General features: G+C 68.8%; 14 protein-coding genes. 7 read left to right on the forward strand and 7 right to left on the reverse strand.

What is annotated here, in order from left to right; translation table 11 throughout:
- Nucleotides 1-10 precede the first annotated feature (10 nt).
- The 5 genes from M1L36_RS08685 (at nt 11) to M1L36_RS08705 (ending at nt 6,369) form a co-directional block, all read left to right on the forward strand.
- Nucleotides 11-1,321, forward strand: coding sequence for a hemolysin family protein (locus M1L36_RS08685; protein ID WP_250873314.1), 1,311 nt, complete (start codon nt 11-13; stop codon nt 1,319-1,321).
- A 224-nt stretch (nt 1,322-1,545) separates the two neighbouring features.
- On the forward strand, nt 1,546-2,664 hold the full coding sequence (locus M1L36_RS08690) for a hypothetical protein (protein WP_250873315.1): 1,119 nt from the start codon (nt 1,546-1,548) through the stop codon (nt 2,662-2,664).
- On the forward strand, nt 2,661-4,415 hold the full coding sequence (locus M1L36_RS08695; RefSeq protein ID WP_250873316.1) for a GMC family oxidoreductase N-terminal domain-containing protein: 1,755 nt from the start codon (nt 2,661-2,663) through the stop codon (nt 4,413-4,415). The genes M1L36_RS08690 and M1L36_RS08695 overlap by 4 nt, the downstream gene beginning before the upstream one ends.
- A 129-nt stretch (nt 4,416-4,544) precedes the next feature.
- The gene (locus M1L36_RS08700; RefSeq protein WP_250873317.1) at nt 4,545-4,949 is read left to right on the forward strand and encodes a DoxX family protein; all 405 of its coding nucleotides are present in this window, start codon (nt 4,545-4,547) and stop codon (nt 4,947-4,949) included.
- A 313-nt stretch (nt 4,950-5,262) separates the two neighbouring features.
- On the forward strand, nt 5,263-6,369 hold the full coding sequence (locus M1L36_RS08705; protein WP_250873318.1) for a DUF7350 domain-containing protein: 1,107 nt from the start codon (nt 5,263-5,265) through the stop codon (nt 6,367-6,369).
- Between the two features lie 10 nt (nt 6,370-6,379).
- Here the strand turns inward: M1L36_RS08705 and M1L36_RS08710 are convergent, their stop codons facing one another.
- From M1L36_RS08710 to M1L36_RS08725, 4 genes are all read right to left on the reverse strand, one after another.
- On the reverse strand, nt 6,380-6,829 hold the full coding sequence (locus M1L36_RS08710; RefSeq protein WP_250873319.1) for a hypothetical protein: 450 nt from the start codon (nt 6,827-6,829) through the stop codon (nt 6,380-6,382).
- 95 nt (nt 6,830-6,924) lie between these two features.
- Nucleotides 6,925-7,350, reverse strand: a complete 426-nt coding sequence (locus M1L36_RS08715; protein ID WP_250873320.1) for a VOC family protein — start codon at nt 7,348-7,350, stop codon at nt 6,925-6,927.
- An 86-nt stretch (nt 7,351-7,436) separates the two neighbouring features.
- A complete protein-coding gene (locus M1L36_RS08720; protein ID WP_250873321.1) occupies nt 7,437-7,646 on the reverse strand; it encodes a hypothetical protein in 210 nt (69 codons plus the stop codon).
- 95 nt (nt 7,647-7,741) lie between these two features.
- The gene (locus M1L36_RS08725; protein ID WP_250873322.1) at nt 7,742-9,055 is read right to left on the reverse strand and encodes a PQQ-binding-like beta-propeller repeat protein; all 1,314 of its coding nucleotides are present in this window, start codon (nt 9,053-9,055) and stop codon (nt 7,742-7,744) included.
- Between the two features lie 190 nt (nt 9,056-9,245).
- Here M1L36_RS08725 and M1L36_RS08730 point away from each other — a divergent pair, with 190 nt between their 5' ends.
- Nucleotides 9,246-9,656, forward strand: a complete 411-nt coding sequence (locus M1L36_RS08730; RefSeq protein ID WP_250873323.1) for a DUF8526 domain-containing protein — start codon at nt 9,246-9,248, stop codon at nt 9,654-9,656.
- 96 nt (nt 9,657-9,752) lie between these two features.
- Complete coding sequence (locus M1L36_RS08735) at nt 9,753-10,982, forward strand: S8 family serine peptidase (protein ID WP_250873324.1); 1,230 nt, start codon at nt 9,753-9,755, stop codon at nt 10,980-10,982.
- Nucleotides 10,983-11,056: 74 nt separating this feature from the next.
- On the opposite strand, the gene M1L36_RS08740 is transcribed toward M1L36_RS08735, so the two are convergent.
- The 3 genes from M1L36_RS08740 to M1L36_RS08750 form a co-directional block, all read right to left on the reverse strand.
- A complete protein-coding gene (locus tag M1L36_RS08740) occupies nt 11,057-11,725 on the reverse strand; it encodes a helix-turn-helix domain-containing protein (RefSeq protein WP_250873325.1) in 669 nt (222 codons plus the stop codon).
- Between the two features lie 134 nt (nt 11,726-11,859).
- Nucleotides 11,860-13,044: an MFS transporter gene (locus tag M1L36_RS08745; RefSeq protein ID WP_250873326.1), complete on the reverse strand. Its 1,185-nt coding sequence runs from the start codon at nt 13,042-13,044 to the stop codon at nt 11,860-11,862.
- Nucleotides 13,045-13,197: 153 nt separating this feature from the next.
- Entirely contained in the window at nt 13,198-16,923 is a 3,726-nt protein-coding gene (locus tag M1L36_RS08750) for a glycoside hydrolase family 97 N-terminal domain-containing protein (RefSeq protein WP_250873327.1), read from the reverse strand.
- Nucleotides 16,924-16,957 lie beyond the last annotated feature (34 nt).

The raw sequence follows: 16,957 nt of genomic DNA on the forward strand, positions 1-16,957 counted from the left end.
CGGGGTCACGATGCAGGTAGACGTCGTCGCCGCGGGTGGGCGCATCGCGCTCGCGTTGTTCCTCGTCGTCCTCAACGGCTTCTTCGTCGCCGCGGAGTTCTCGCTCGTCCGCCTGCGCTCGACGACCGTCGACACGATGGTGAGCGAGGGCCGACCGTCGGCGGGCATCGTCAAGGAGGCGACCGACAACCTCGACGACTACCTCGCGGTCTGCCAGTTGGGTATCACCCTCGCCTCGCTGGGACTGGGGTGGGCCGGTGAACCCGCCATCGCGGCGCTCATCGACCCGGTGCTCGGCGAGTACCTCCCCGAGTCCTCGGTCCACACGGCGAGCGTGGCTATCGGCTTCGGCATCATCACCTTCCTCCACGTCGTCTACGGCGAACTGGCACCGAAGACGCTCGCCATCCAGGAGGCCGAGCGCATCTCGCTGCTCGTCGCCCCGCCGATGAAGTTCTTCTACTACCTCTTCATGCCCGGTATCGTCGTGTTCAACGGTATCGCCAACCTCTCGACGCGACTCGTCGGCGTCTCCCCCGCATCGGAGAGCGAGGAGACCCACACCGAAGAGGAGATCCTCGCCATCCTCGCCGAGTCCGGCGCGGCGGGGGAGGTAGACTCCGAGGAGGTGTTGATGATCCGCGGCGTGTTCGACCTCGACGACACACCGGTCCGCGAGATAATGCGCCCCCGACCGGACGTGACGAGCATCCCCGCCGACACCCCGCTGCCCGACCTCCGCTCGATGGTCGTCGCCGCCGACTTCACCCGCTTCCCGGTCGTCGAGGGCGACGGCGACGAGGTCGTCGGCTTCATCGACGTGAAGGACATCCTGCGCATCAGCGAGTCGTTCGACCGCGACGACGACACCGTCACCGCCCGCGACCTCGCGCGAGACATCGTCATCGTCCCCGAGACGCTGTTCGTCGACGAGTTGCTCGAGGAGTTCCAGGCCGAACGGCGTCAGATGGCCGCCGTCATCGACGAGTGGGGGGCGTTCGAGGGGCTGGTCACCGTCGAGGACGTCGTCGAGGAGATCGTCGGCGACATCCGCGACCAGTTCGACATCCGGACGGACGAACCGTCCATCGAGCGCCGCGAAGCGGGCGGCTACACCATCGACGGCGGCGTCTCACTCACCGAGGTCAATGAGACGCTCGGGACCGACTTCGAGAGCGAGGGGTTCGAGACCATCGGCGGCCTCGTCCTCGACCGCCTCGGCCGCGCGCCCGAAGCCGACGACACCGTCACCGTCGACGGCTACGACCTGCGAGCAACCGTGGTCGACGGCGCGCGCATCGTCGAGGTCGTCGTCACCTAACCGCGCGAGATCGGCCGGTTCGAGCCCCGAAACGCACGACCGTCCCGCATCGACCACGTGCACGACGCACCGACACTCGCTTCCGCTGGCAGATATTGTGTTATCTTTCTTAACACTAGTCGTAATAATTAGGGACAATAGTTAATCAACGATGGCACTGTGTTGTGGTTACGGTTGGCACGCAGTTGTTCCAGCCATATTCGACTCTGACGACAGCGACAGCTATGAAAGAGAAACTCACCTCAGTCACACGGCGAGACGTCATGAAGGGCGTCGGGGGCCTCGCGGCGCTCTCGATGTCGAACGCGACGTTCGCCGAGGCACGGACCGCGATGAACGCCCCGCTCGAGAGCGACCCTCACACGGCGGACACCTACCGGGCCATCGTCGACGCCATCGTCCCCCGAACGCCCGAACTGGAGGACGAACTCGGCGGCGAACACGTCCCCGGCGGCCTCGATATCGAACTCGAGAAGTTCCTCATCTGGGACTTCAACCACTTCCAGGAGATTCGCGCCGAGATGGTCTCGGAGAAACTCGACCCGGCGCAACCGCTCATGCCCCGAGCGATGTTCGAGGTGGACTACGAACTGCCGTTCCTCGGGTCCGCTCTCGACGGCGTCGTCGACCTCATCGACCTCAGCCTGCTCGACCTGCTGGACCTCGGTCTCGACACCGACGCCCTCGAGGACGTGTTGACGTTCGGGTCGGTCGAACGCTTCGAGCTATCGGCCGTCGACGCCGACGGGAGCGGTACCGTCGACTTCGACCTCGTCGTCGAGACGGCCAACGAGACGACCCACCGTGTGCTCCAGAACTACCCCTACGCACCGGTGTTCACGCTCGTCTTCGACATCGTCGCCGCTGAGTTCATCGTCCGCGGGAACAACGAGGACCCCGTCTCGGCGAACGAGCAGTTCCCCGGTGGCGGGACGTTCACGAAACTGTCCCGTGAGGACCGCCTGCGCTGTCTCTGGACCATCGTCGACGGGAGCATTATCGACGACCTCGACGAGTTGCTCTCGCCGTTCGTCCCCGACCTCGGCATCCTGAAGTACGTCGTCATGGCGGTCAACGGCCTCCACGGCTTCGGCTACTACACCGAGTGGGGAGGGTACGGGACGACCAAGACCGCGACGCCGAACGAACGCGAGATGCAGACGCCCGCCGGCGAGGTCCAGAGCCGCCAACAGAGCGGCTACCCCGGCCCGGCCGACGGCTACGCCGCCAACTGGCGACACGCCGTCCCCGGCGGGTTCGCCGACCCGCCCGCCGACGAGTTGAACCTGCCCGACGACCTGACCGGCGACGACGTCATCGACGGTCTCGGGGGTGGGCGATGAACGACCCGGACGTCATCGTCGTCGGTGCCGGTGCGGACGGCCCCGCAGCGGCCTCCCGTCTCGCTCGCGAACACGGTCTCGACGTGCTCATCCTCGAAGGCGGCCCGTGGCACGGCAACAGCAAGTGGCCGAAACCCCACGCCGACGCCGGTGGGACGGTCAGCACCGACCCCGACGACCTCGACGGGAAACTGCTCGACGAGCAGTTCACCCACCGCGAGGCTGACGCCAACGACCCGACCTGGGGCTACCTGCGTGTGGGACCGGCCGACCACTCGCGCGCGCCGTGGTTCCGCAACCTGCATCAGAACGCGTTCATCTGGCAGGTCGGCGCGGTCGGCGGCACCTCGCTGCACTACTTCGCGAACCACCCGCGAGCGTACCCCCACGCCATCGACGAACAGCCCCACTGGCCCATCTCCTACGAGGACCTCGTCCCGTACTACCAGCTCAACGAGGAGGTGACCCACACCCAGCAGGCACCGATGACCGCCAAGGAGGAGGTGTTCATCGAGGGGGCCAAAGGTGCGGGCTACGACCGTATCGACACGAAGAACGTCGTCTCGACGGGGTGGCGACCGCAGGCCAACGCCGTCTCCGTCCCCGGCAAGGAGACGTCGAACGGCCAACCGCTCGACGCCGACTACGACGGATCGTTCAGCTACGACGACGGCTTCCGTGGCGACACGCTCGTCGGCGACCACTTCCAGGGCTCGTCGACGCCCGTCGACGCGCCGGTCCGCGAGAAGGCGCGCAAGTCCGCGAACGTCAGTTGGGTGCCGCGAGCGCTCGACACGAACGACGAACCCGACGCCGGGAGCGTCGCCATCCGGCCGAATGCGTTCGTCACCGACGTCCACACCGAAGAGGGCGCGGGGACGCTCGAAGCGACCGGTGTGACGTTCCGTGACTCGTGGTCCGGGCAGTCCCAGCGCGTCTCGGCCGACACCGTCGTGCTCGCCGGTGGCTGTATCGAGACGCCGCGACTCTGGCTCAGTTCGGGCCTCCCGGACGACGGCTGGGTCGGCAAGGGCCTGACGACCCACTGGTTCGACTGGGTCGTCGGCGTCTACGACGACGACACCGTCGCGAACATCAACCCCGAGGAAGAGCACATGGACCCGTACATCGGGCAGAACTCCGCGGTCAGGTTCGACAAACCCGGCGTCGGCGGGATGGAGGACATCGGGATGTCACCCGGCCTCGTCTCCTACGCCGACTACCTGTTCACCGAGGCGGGCTACAGTTTCGACACGCCGACCGACCCCGACGAGCCGTGGGACACCCGCGGCTACCTCGTCGGCGAGGAACTCAAACGGAAGATGTCGAACTACCGCCAGACGAAGGCGCTGCTCATCCTCACCGACGACCTGCCCCGACAGGACAACGGCGTCTCGCTGGACAACACGTTCAGCGACGAACACGGTGCGGTGCCGAAGGTGAAGTGGGAACCGCACCCCGACGACGACGCCAAGCGCGACGAACTCGCGCGCATCGCCGCCCGCATCCACCGCGAGGCCGGCGCGTCCCACGTCCACCGCGCGGAGTGGCCGCCGCTCCTCTTGCACATGCAGTCGTCGATGCGCATGGGGAAGGTGCTCAACGCGAGCGCCGAGGCGAAGAACGTCTCGCGACTGTTCGTCGCCGACCACTCCGCGATGGCCAACGGCATCGGCGGGCCGAACCCGACGAACACCGGCCAGGCGCTCGCACTCCGAACCGCCGACCAGATCGCCGCGCGCTACTTCTGAGCGCCGGCGTCGGCCGCACTCGACGCGGTCGGTCGGTCTTTCGAGCGTCCCTGCGGAGTCCGCGACGACCGCCGCGGTGCGTCCCGTTCGTCGACTAGAGTTTTGAGACTGCCGCGAGTGCTGGTCGGTATGGCTGCCGCCGACGAACCATCGGATACGACCGACCAGCGCCGCTCGCTGTCGCGACTGGGGAGAGTGTTGCTCGGCCTCGGCCTCGCGTTGCAGGCATCGGAGGACTTCCGGGACATGGACGACACCGTCGAGTACGCCGAATCAGCGGGCGTCCCGATGCCCGAGGTGATGGCCCCGTTCGCGTCGGGGATGATGCTCGTCAGCGGGGTGTGTCTCGCCTTCTGGCGACTCCCTCGCCTCGCGACGGGGGCCGTCGTCACCTTCCTGACCGCGGTCACGTTCACGATGCACGACTTCTGGAACGCCGACGAGGACGACCGGGACGGCGAGCGGATGGCGTTCTTCGGCAATCTCGCGATGCTCGGGGGCGCGCTCGTCTTCCTGCGCGAGGCGTTCCGGTAACGGCCTCGTCACCGACTCTCCTCTGCGAACCGTACCTGCACGAGTAGCGCGTCGCTCGCCGTCGGTTCGCTGCCGTACCGACCTCGTTCTAACGAGTTTGATATCGCGCTCACTAGTGTACCGCTCTCGGGAACGCGAGTCGCCCGTCGTCCACGTCACCGTACGAACTCGTTCGAAATCGGCGTCTCCAGGTCGCACTCGCTACCGAACGGTCCGCTCGTCACACGAGAGCGGTGGACGGGCGACTCGTGGGGCGAGGCGTTCGACGGTCGAACTACGGGAACTTATGTTCGTGATTCGCTAGGACCGAACGATGCAACGCCGTCACTTCCTCCAGGGCGGACTCGGAGTCACTGGCTCGCTGCTCCTCGCCGGTTGTGCCGACTCGACGGGCGACGAGAACCCGACCGACGCGACGACCGGGACCCCCACGCCCGGTACGACGCCGACGAACACGACGAGCGGGACCGCTACTCCCGAGAAACCCGCGGGCGTCTACGTCCAGTCGTTCGTGGAGTCCATGGCGATGCAGGGGACGGCGACCGCGGGCGACTACCGGTTCGGACTGATGTTCACCGTCCCCCACACCTTCTGGACGGTCACCGGGTCGACGGTCGAGACGACGCAGAAGACGACCGAGGACAGCGTTCACCTGATGGCCGTCATCTGGGACCCCGAGACGGAGACGGTGCTCCCGGAGACTGGTCTCTCGGTCGAACTCGCCCGCGACGGGGAGTCGCTGAGCCAGGAGGTCATCTACCCGATGCTCAGTCAGCCGATGGGGTTTCACTACGGGGGGAACTTCACGCTCCCCGAGGACGGGACGTACACCGCGACGCTCAGCGTCGGCGGGATGAGCACGCGCCGGACGGGAGCGTTCGCGGGCCGGTTCGGCGACCCGGCGAGCGTCGACATCCCGCTGGAGTTCACCCCGGAGAGCCAGGAGCAGGTCAGTTCACGACCCATCGACAGGGCCGGGACGGCGGGAGCGCTCGCCCCGATGGAGATGGGGATGTTGCCCCAGTTGGTCGCCCCGAAACCCGAGGCCCTGCCCGGGAGGCTGCTCGGGACGCCCCGCAGCGACGACGCCGACTTCGCGACGGTCGCGCTCGACTCACCGCCCGAGGGCGTCGACGGCGACGGCTACCTCGCCGTCTCGGCCCGAACGCGGTACAACCGACTCACTCTCCCCGCGATGGGCCTCGACGCGACGGTCACCCGCGGGGGGGAGACCGTGTTCGAGGGGTCGTTGACGCGGACGCTCGACCCCGACCTGGGCTATCACTACGGTGCGAGCGTCGCCGTCGAGTCCGGGGACGGCGTGACGCTCACGCCGACGACGCCTCCGCAGGTCTCCCGCCACGAGGGCTACGAGACGGCGTTCCTCCAGTTCGAGTCGATGGAGTTGACCGTCGAGTAGGTCCTCGCCCTCACTCGGTCGCCGGTTCGGCGTGCTCGCGCCGTTCGACCGTCTCGTCGTCGCCGACCGGTTCGGCGGCTTCCTCCTCGGACAGGCCGACCCCGCCGACCACGGCCAGTACCGCTCCGCCGAGGACGCTGAGGTACCAGCCCAGTTCGACGCTGTAGTTCGTGTTGTGGCCGACGCTCGCCGCCGCGAACAAGTACCCGACGGCGAGTAGGACGAGGAGAACGCCGACCAGCAGCGTGACACTGGCACACAGACGGTCCCGGCCGTCGCTCCAGTGAGCGACGAGGACGCCGGCGACCAGTCCGAGGACGACCACGTCGAGACCACCGAATCCGGTCTCGACGCCGGCCCGGAACAGCGACAGCACGAGCGACTCGCCGGGGGGGCGCTCGCTGCGACGCAGCCACGGCAGGTACGTCCCGACCACGACGGCGAGCAAGCTGCCGGTCACGAGTAGTCGACTGCTCCGTGCGTGTCGCGCGATAGGTCCCGTCGGCGACGTCGTGACAAATACGTTACCGGCTCACCGCCGTCCGTCTCCGCCGGTCACTCCGCAGGCGCGGCCGTCTCGGGGTCGAAACAGACCAGCTCGACGCTGTTGCCGTCCGGGTCGTCGAGGTACAGCGAGCGCCACTCGACCCACTCGTGGTAGGCGAACTTGAGGTCGTAGCCCAGTCCCTCCAGTCGCGCCGCTTCGTCGTCGAACGCCTCGGGTCGAACCCCGAATGCGACGTGGTCGACGGTGGTCCGCTCGCGCTCGGGTGGTGTGTACCCCACGCTCCCCGAGCGGTCGAACAGCACGAGAACCTGCGTGTGGCCGGCGACGCCGTCGCCCGCCCGGAAGAACGCGCTCCCCTCGAACGGCGGGTCGTCGACACGGTCGAGACCGAGCACGTCGCCGTAGAACGCGACCATCTCGTCGAGTCGTTCGGTCCGGAAGGCAACCTCGCCCAGTCCTTCGATTGCGGTCATACCTCCGGTCGGGGGCGCGAGCGCTTCGACGTTCCGACGGCAGCACCGGCCACCGAGCGCGGGGTTCCGACCGTCCCGCCTCGGAACTACCGACTCGCCGCGTTCTGCTGGCGGCGACGAGAGACGGCGACCCCGACGTAAGCGACGACGAGGGCGACGGTACCGGCGATGCCGATGGTCAGGTAGCTGACGAACTCGGCGGCGGCGAGCAGGTACGGGACGACGAGCAAGACGAGTACGAGGTTCTGCCGTCGCTCGATTCTCTCGAGGCGGTCCTGGAGGGTGGCGTCGTTCATACGAGCGACAGTACGACTCTGGAAAGAAAGGGGTTCCTCTGGCGTTGACACGCCCGCTACCCGTCCGGCGGGTCGCCGGTTCGGCGTCGCCGTACTCAGCGGCGAAGGCAGTGACCGAAGAGTTCGGTCGAGCACTCGCCGAAGGCGTACAGTCCACCGTGGTTGGTCGAGAGGAACACGAGGTCGCTCGTAACGGCGGGGGTCGAGTGGTCGGTGTGTTCGTTGCGGCCGAGGGCGACCCGACTCAGTTCCTCACCGGTCGCCAGGTCGACGACGAACAGCCGACCGTGGACGGTCTCTCGCTGGACGTACCCGGCGACGTAGACGGCGTCACCGGCGACGACGGGTGTCGACCGGAGGTCGAACACCGGTTCGTCCGGTGGGTACTCCTCACCGGGTATGACGTCGCCGCCAAACCGCCAGACGCGCTCACCGGTGTCCCGTCGACGCGCTTCGAGGCCGTCGTCGTGCGTGTGGACGAGCAGGTCGTCGGCGACCGAGACGGTGGAGGCCGGCCACCGCGGACCGAGCGACTGCCGCCACTGCCGGGACCGGTCGCGGCGGTCCAGCGCGAGCAGGCTGTCGGTGTCCTCGTCGAACCGCCGCTGCGAGACGAGGAGTCGGTCGTCGGTGACCGTCGGCGTGCCGTGTATCGGCCCGTCCCACCACCAGCGTTCCTCGCCGGTCGCGACGTCGAGTGCGAGGAGTCCCTCGTCGAGGAACGGGACGTAGACGACGCCACCGTGTGACGCGAGTCGCCACATGTTCTCGCGGCCAGACGTCGGCCGTCGCCACCGTTCCTCGCCGGTCGCGGTGTCGATGCCGTAGACGACCTCGTCGCCGTCGTGAACCGTGTCGTAGCTTCCCGCCACGACGACGTCGTCTGTGACGACCGGTGGGACGATGTCCGGTATCTGCTGGCCCGGTCCCTGGTTGTCGAACATCCACTCGACCTCGCCGTCGGTCGTGAGCATCGTCAGCCCCGGCTTCGTCTGGACGAACAGGCGGTCGCCGTCGACGACCAGCGAGTCCGAGTGGTGGAAGTAGTGGCTTTCGTTGGTGTGGTACAGTTCGGTCTTCCACCGTGATTCACCCGTCGCCGCGTCGAACGCTTCGACCCAGGTCGTGGCGGGTTCGTTCGAGTGTACGCCCTCCGTGTACGCGACGTAGAGGACGCCGTCCTCGACGACGGGCGACGTCTCGCCTCCGCCTCGGTCGGGTCGCCGCTGGTCCCAGACGGTGTGGAGGTTCGTCGTCGGTCCCGTCGTCGGCGAGTAACCGGTGTGGTCGTCGTCGACGGTTCGGTGGGGCCACGACCCGGTGACGGACGGCTGGCCGGTGGAGAGACAGCCGGCGAGCGCACCGACGCCGGCGGTACACGACGCGAGGAACGTTCGACGGGAGGGCATTGCCGGCGATGAGGTGACGACACGGGAATACGTGTCGGAGTCTCTGCCGAGCCTGTCCGGCGTGTTCGTCGCCCTACCGGACGGCGCTGGAGGCGTTCGGCGGCGCGCTCTCGGCTGGTCGGGAGAGACACGCCGAACCGCGACCTCAGGTCAGGGAAACACACATTACACGACAGGCACACGTCGGACTATGGCAGACACCGACGCGTCGTGGTTCTCGCTCAAGCGGTTCGCCGTCGCCCTCCTCTCGGTCGGCACCGGGGCCGCCGTCGGCGTCGAGTTCGTCCCGATGGTCGGCCTCTACGTCGGCACGCTCGCGGGCGGGTTCGCCGCCGGCCTCGCCTTCGAGCGTCGCCCCCTCCTGGAGTCGGGCCTCGCGGGCCTGTTCGCCGGGATGGGCGTCCTCCTCGTCTCGAAACTCGTCGGCGGGAACATCATCGAAGCCATCCTCGGCCTCATCGCACTCCAGCCACAACTCCTCGTGATATCGGCGGCGCTCAGCTTCACCACGGGGATGCTCGGGGCGTACTTCGGCAACGACCTCCGCGACGGCCTCACCCGCCCCATCGACGAGTCCGGCATCGGGACGGGCGACCCGTAGCACGACGACGAACGACCTCGACTCCTCATCCGTCCACGATTCCGTCACCGCCGAGCCGTTCAAAAACTTAACACGTCCGACCGCTATCGAACGTACATGTCGAATCCGGAGTGGTCCCGCCGGGACGTACTGAAGACCCTCGGAACCGGTGCGGTCGGGGTCGGCCTCGGGGCGGCCGTCCTCGACCGGATGGAGCGGTACATCGTCGGGGCGCACGACCCCGACGCCGTCGCCGCCGCGAGCACGATTTCGGACGTTCACGAGGAGCGCATCGACCTCACCGGCCACACGCCGCTGACGCTCGTCGTCGGTGCGTACTCCGACGCCGGCCGCCGGTCGTTGCTCACCCGCAACGACGTCGCGTTCGTCCAACCCGACCGGACGCTGTCGCTGTTCTCGCCGGCCGGTGGTCGCGCGGTGCGTGATGCGCCCGACCAGGTCCTCCCGTGGGGCGTCGACCGCGTCGACGCCGACGTCGCCCACGACGAGGGAGCGACGGGTGCGGGCGTCGACGTCGCCGTCGTCGACGGCGGCATCGCCGCCGACCACCCCGACCTGCGAGCGGCCCTCGCCGACCCGAGCGTCGAGGGCAACCACCGTGCATGGGTCGACTGCGAGGGCGAGAACTGTCCGTACCCGTGGGCCGACGACGGCGACCACGGGACGCACGTCGCGGGGACCGTCGCGGCCGCCGAGGACGGCGGCGTCGTCGGTGTCGCTCCCGAGGCGACGCTCCACGCGCTGAAGGTGTGTAGCGCGGGCGGTGGCTGTCGCACCTCGGACATCGTCGCCGCCATCCGCCACGCCGCCGACCAGGGGTGGGACGTGGTGAACCTCAGTCTCGGGTCGCCCGCGGCGTCGCCGGCGCTCGAAGCCGCCGGCCAGTACGCCCGTGCGGCGGGCGTCGTTCTCGTCGCGGCCGCAGGCAACCGCGGCCAGCCCGACTCGGTGGGCTACCCGGCGGCCTACGACGAGTTCCTCGCCGTCGCCGCGACGACCATCGACGACGAGGTGGCCGCCTTCTCCTCGCGGGGCCCGGAGGTCGACGTCGCCGCTCCCGGCGAGGGCGTCTGCTCGGCGGTCGGTGGGGGGCACGACGTGCTTGACGGGACGTCGATGGCCGCACCCCACGTCACCGGTGCCGCGGCGCAGTTGCTCGCCGCCGGCGTCTCGCCCGACGAGGTCCGCGACCGACTGCTCGCCACCGCCGAGGACCTCGGCGCGTCCGACACGGCGCAGGGGGCCGGTCTCCTCGACGTCGCCGCGGCGCTCGACTACGACTCGGGGGACGACGGGACGGGCGACGGAACGGGCTGTCCGGCCTGAGAGCTATCGGTGCTCGTCTCCCGCCCCGTGGGTTACGGGTTCGGAGTGGACGCTTCGACGCTTCCGTCCCGTGGTCAGCGTGGTTCGGCGGTCTCGTCGGCGCAGATGGTGTGGCGAACGAGGATGTCGATGGCGCGGCGGAGTCGTTCGGAGGCGGCCTGGTGGCTGATGCCGAGCTCCTCGGCGAGCGTCTCGAGGTCGATGTGCCGCGGGACTTCGTAGTAACCCTCGGCGACGGCCCGGACCAGTATCTCGCGTTGCTTCTCCGAGAGGCCGAACTCGGTGAACGACTCGCCGTCCTCGGACTGTTCGTACTTCTGGAGCAGTTGGAACCCGAGGTCGTGTTCCCGACAGACCTCGTAGAAGCGCGCGAGTCCGTCGTGGTGCGGGAAGGCGATCTGGAACTCCCAGCCTTCGTGGGTGCCGACCATCCGCTGGATGATGCCGTCGCCCGCGACGATGGTCGGGTAGACGCTCCGCTCGCGCCCCTCCTCGACCTGCTCGGCGCGGTAGAGCCGCCGGTCGCTGAACGTCGTCAGACACCGGTAGTCGCCCACCGTCGGGTCCTCGGCCATCGCCGCCTCGAACGCGTCGTAGTCGTCCGCCTCGACCCAGAACGAACCCACCCGGTTCCCGCCGTCGACGGTGTCCAACTGCTCGAAGGTGATTCGCGCAGTCGGGACCGCTCGAAGCGTCTGTAACAGCGTCGGCTGTTGAATCTGTACGGTGACGATGATGCTCACGGTCTCGTGTCCCCCTCAGGTCTGGAGTGGCGATGTCGGGAGATAACCACGTCGCCGCCGAGCGCGTCAGTCTCGGTCGCAGACCGGTCGTCGGCCGAGTCGGTCCGAGTCGCTGAGACCTGCGCTCGGCGCGTCTACGCACCGGTAGGGGCAGCGCTCGGCTCTCGAACCGGTTCGGTCCACAGCCACACTCCCCCGGCGACGACGGCCACGCTCACGCCCGTCGCCGAGAGGAACGCGACCGGCCCGACGGACTCGGCGACGTGGCCGCCGAGGACGTTCGCGGTGCCCGAGGCGACCGAGAGCACCATCGAGACGCCCGACAGGACCGTCGCCCGGCCGGCGTCGTCGACCCGGTCGTTGACGTAGGCGTTCCGGACGGGCCGCGTGACGGTCTGGACGGCCCGTCTGAAGAACAACACCGGGAGCAACAGCAACGGGACGACGGCGAAACTGGCGTACAACACGCCGGTCGCGGGAGCGAGCAACAGGAGAACGCCGCGCGTTCCCAGGCGGTCGTGGACGGCTCCCGTCGCGCTCGCCGCGGCCGCCGAGACGAGCTTGAACGCCGCGTAGACGACGCCGAGGCCGACGACGGGGACGCCGATAGCCCGCATCGCCGGCTGTTCGAACACGCGCGTCACCGAGAAGGCGACGTTGAACAGCGCGGCGTAGACGACCACCCAGCGGATGGCGGGGCGGGTGAGCTGTGTCCGCAGGACGCTCGCGGCCTCACGGACGCCCAGCGGCGAACAGTCCGGCCCGTCGCAGTCGCGCGTGGCCGGCAGCGAGTACAGCAGGGGGACGCCGAAACCCGCCAGCACCCCGTTCACGTAGAACGGCAGCGTCTGGTCGACGGTGTACAGCAAGCCCGCACAGAGCGCGCCGACCGCCGAGACGACCAGTAGCGTCGACTCGGCCCGGCCGCTGATACGCGAGTACGACTCGCCCCGTCCGCGCTCGACGAGCATCTCGTAGAGCCACGCGTCCGCGGTGCCCGTCCGGAACGTCCACCCGACGGCCCACAGCACGTAGACTGCGAGGAACCCGGCCGTCGAGTCCGCGAGCGTGAACCCGACCATCACCGCGACGACGACGGTGTTGCCGACCGCGAGCGCCGCCCGTCGGCCGAGGCGGTCACCGAGGTAGCCAGTCGGCAGTTCGGCGGCGACCATCGCGAACAGGAACGCACCCTGTACGAGACCGATGTCCGCGAGTGAGAGCCCCTTCGCCTCCATGTAGACGACCGAGACGGGGAGGTAGAACCCCGAGGAGAGCGTCGCCCGGTAGAGGTAGTAGCGCCACGTGAGGGAGACCATACGCCAGCTTCGTCGAGTCGTAGTAAACCGATTTCCTGAAACTCAGTTCAGTAGCGGTCCTCGGCGGCCGCTCGAACCGTGGCGCTTCGCGGTCGTCACCACCGAGAGCGCCCCGACTGATTCGGAACGCCAGCGGACGCGAGCGTTCGGTCCCTACTGGAGCGAGACGAACGGGAGCGTCGCGCGCTCCTCGGCGGTGTAGCCGAGTGCGTCGGCCTGCGAGACGCCCTCGGGGGTGGTCACGTCGAGGAGCAGCGGCGCGTTGTCGACCGCTCCCTCCTCGGCACCGCCGAAGCGGTGGCCGCTACCGTCGACCGTGACCGGGCGCAGGGCACCGTACTCCTCGGACCCGACGGCGGCGACGAGTTCGAGGTCCGTCAGGTCGACCCCGTCGAAGGCCGCCCGGTCGAGGTCCAGCGTGACCGTCCCGGCGTCGAAGTCGACGCTCGGTCGAATCGCGACGCCGCTCCCGTCCTCGTCGGTCAGGGGCGCGCCGCCGGCGTCGACGGCGGCCATCGCCCACCCGGTGACGTGCAGTCGGTAGTGCCACGGCCGCTCGAAGGTGACGTTCGCCCCGAGGTCGTCGAGGCTCTCGGTCGCCCCGCCCTCCGCGCTCGGGTCGCGCAGCCACAGGACGAACATGTGCGGCGAGAAGCGTCCGCCCCACACGTCGTACAGCGTCTCGACGCCGACCGTGAACCGGGCGAGGCTGGGCGTCTGGGCGACGCTGACCGACGTCAGGTCGAACGCGCCGTCGCGGTAGGCGTCGGCGGTCGGGTAGGTGTACGCACCGGGGCCGGCGTCGTCGCCGGTCGGGTCCTCGACGGTCGCGACCGTCTCCGGGGGCGTGACCGTCACCGTGTTCGTCGCCAGTGTCTCGCCGTCGGCCGTCCGCACGGCCACCTCGTAGCTGCCCGGCGAGTCGAACGAGTACGCGAGGTCGTCGTTCGCGTCGGTCGTGTTCGGAGCGAACCGGACGTTCGAGCGCTGGACGACCTCGCCGTCGACGACCAACTCGACGGTCGTCCCGCCGACGTAGTCGCCGTCGTTGCTCCCCGTCGCCGTGATGAACGACTCACGGACGAACGTCTCGTCGGCGATAGTCACCGTGAGGTCCTGCTCGGGTCGTTCGTACGTCGGCAGGTCACCGACCTCGCCACCCTCCGGACGTCGGAGTCGGACGGCAGTCCCGCCGCTGCCGACCATCGAGGCGAGCAGCGTCGTCCGCGGCGTCACGATGGCCTCGTCGACGCGGACCGGTTCGAGGCTGTCGTCGAAACTCGCGTCGATGCCGTCGGAGTAGATTTCGGCGACGTACTTCGGGCCGTTCGGAGCCTTGCCCTTGCGCTGTTCGGTCCCTCGCTTGGACCCCGGCGCGAGGAAGTCGAGGTCGACGTCGAGTGCGCGGCCGCTCTCGTCGGTCATCGCGCCGACGAACCACTCCTCGTCTTTCTTCCGGGCGGTGACGGTGTACTCGCCGATGGCGGCGTCGAGGACGCGGGTGTCCTCCCAGCCGCCGGCCGGGACGTCCTCGATGAACTGGAAGGCGTCGACGGTCGGGCCGCGGATGGGTGCGACTTCGGGGTCGGGCATCGACTCGCCGGCGGCGGTGAGCGCGACCGAGTCGAGGTTGAACCCGCCCGTGTCGTCCTCGGTGAGCGCGACGCCGACCGTCTCGGCGTCCGCCGCGAGCGTGATGGTCGCCGCGACCGACGACCAGACGTCCCAGTAGTCGGTCGGCGGGAGCGTGACCTGGGCGGCGGGCGACCCGTCGACGGTGACGGTCGCGGTCCGTGGCTCGCCGGCCGGGACGGCGTTGTTCTCCGCGTCGCTGGCGTAGCGGAGGTGGAGGTCGTACTCGCCTGCGCTGGCGTCCTCGACGGTCCAGGTGACGGCCGAGCCGGTGGCGGCGCTGTTCGGGTCGAACTCGACGTAGCGTTCACCCTGCGCGTTCGCCCAGCTAGCCGCGGTGGCGAACCCGTCGACCTCGGCGAACTCCGCCTGTGCGACCTCGCCGGGAGCGACGGTCGACGGCTGGTCGGCGAGGTAGGAACTGGGGAGGTCGGCGACCATCTGGAGGCCGCTGAAGTAGGTTGGGTACATCGCGAGCTGTTTCGCCCGCGTCGTCTCGATGCCGCCCGACCCCGAGTCCATGTCGAAGATACCGGGTGTGAACTCGAAGGGGCCGCCGAGCATCCGCGTGAACGGATAGGTGACGTGCTGGGTCGGCGTGATGGTGCCGAAGGAGTCGTACTCCTGGCCGTACACCCCCTCGCGGGTCATCAGGTTGGGGTAGGTCCGGCGTCGCCCGGTCGGGTGGATGGGTTCGTGGACCTCCAGCATCTGGCGGTTGGCGGCGGCGGTCCGGGCGACGAGGTGGTGGTGGTTGACGAGCACCTGGTTGTGGTGGTTGTGGCCCTCACCCGAGAGGTCGCCGTCGTCGTTGACGTAGCCCGTCTTGATGGTCCGGATGCCGAGGTCGTCGTACAGGCCGTACGCCTCGTCGAGTTGGCTCTCGTAGTTCTGGAACCCGCCCGCCGTCTCGTTGTGCATCGTCATCTGGGTCGGCGGGTCGAGGCTCGCGCCGAACTCCGTCACCTCCTGGAGGTCGTAGTCGGGGTACGGTTCGGTGAAGTCGAAGGCGTCGCCGCCGCCGTCGGGGTAGCTCGACCACCCCTCGTTCCACCCCTCGACGAGGACGCCGGGGATGTCGTGTTCGCTGGCGAACTCCATGTACTGCTTCGCACGACCGGTCTGTGCGCCGTGGTTGCCGGCCTCCATGCCCTGATACTCCCAGTCGGCGCGCCCGGTGATCATCAGCCACCAGACACCGACGAACTTCTGGGGTTCGATCCAGTCGGTGCCCTGCGGGAACTCCGCGGGGTCGTAGTCCTCGTTGAGGTTGACGACGAGACTCGACTCGACGAGGTCGCCGGGTCGCTCGCCGAGTTGGACGGTCCGCCACGGCGTGCGGTGGGGGGCCGACGCCGTCACCTTCGTCCCGTCGGGGAGCGGGGCCAGCGTCGACTCGAAGGTCGTGCCGCCCTCGCTGGTGGGCTGGACGGCCATCGCTGCGTAGTCGACGAGGTCCGCCTCGTGGACGCTCAGGTAGCAGTCCTCGCTCGCTTTCATCGTCAGCGGCGTGTGGGCCCCCCCGGAGGGACTCTCCGCACCGATTGCGCTCAGCGGCGTCTCGTTGTACGGGTACTCGTAGCTGTTGACGTCGTCCTGGATCCACCAGGCGTCGTAGTCGCCCGCGAAGGCGAACTCGGTGCGCTCGGCGGTGACGACGAAGTCGCCGAACCCGCCGTCTTCGGGGAAGACGTACCGGAAGCCGACGCCGTCGTCGAACACGCGACACTCCAGCGTGAGGGCGCGACCGGGCGAGTCGGTCTCTTCGAGGCCCAGTCGGAGGTCCGCGGAGTGCTCGCGAATCTCGTCGTACTGGTCCCAGACGGGCGTCCAGGTCTCGTCGGTCGTCGCCCGTTCGCTCCCGGCAACGGTCAGGCCCTCGCCGACCGCTGGCTGGTCCCGGAACTCGAAGCCCAGACCGGCGTCCGCGACGACCGTCGTCCCGTCGAAGGCGACGCTGTAGGTGGGCGTGCCGTCGGCGACGTCGACGGTCAACTCGACGCGGCCGTCCGGCGAGGTGACCGTCTGGGTGGGCGCGTCGTCGCCGTCGGTCACCTGCGCGGCGGTCGCGGCGGGGACGCCGAGCGAGAAACTCGCCGCCGCGGCGAGCGAGGCGAGGCCGGCGACGAACCGCCGGCGGGTCGTCGGTGTCGACGCCGAGTCGGTCTCCCGAGACCGGTCGGCGACACGTCGTGTGTCTTCGGGTGCGTTTCCGTTTGTCTCCGAGAGGTCAGAATCTTCGTCCATCGTGAATGGTAATTGTTACTCGGTACCGAGTTAT

Source organism: Halomarina rubra, assembly GCF_023699475.1.
GTDB classification, from domain to species: domain Archaea; phylum Halobacteriota; class Halobacteria; order Halobacteriales; family Haloarculaceae; genus Halomarina; species Halomarina rubra.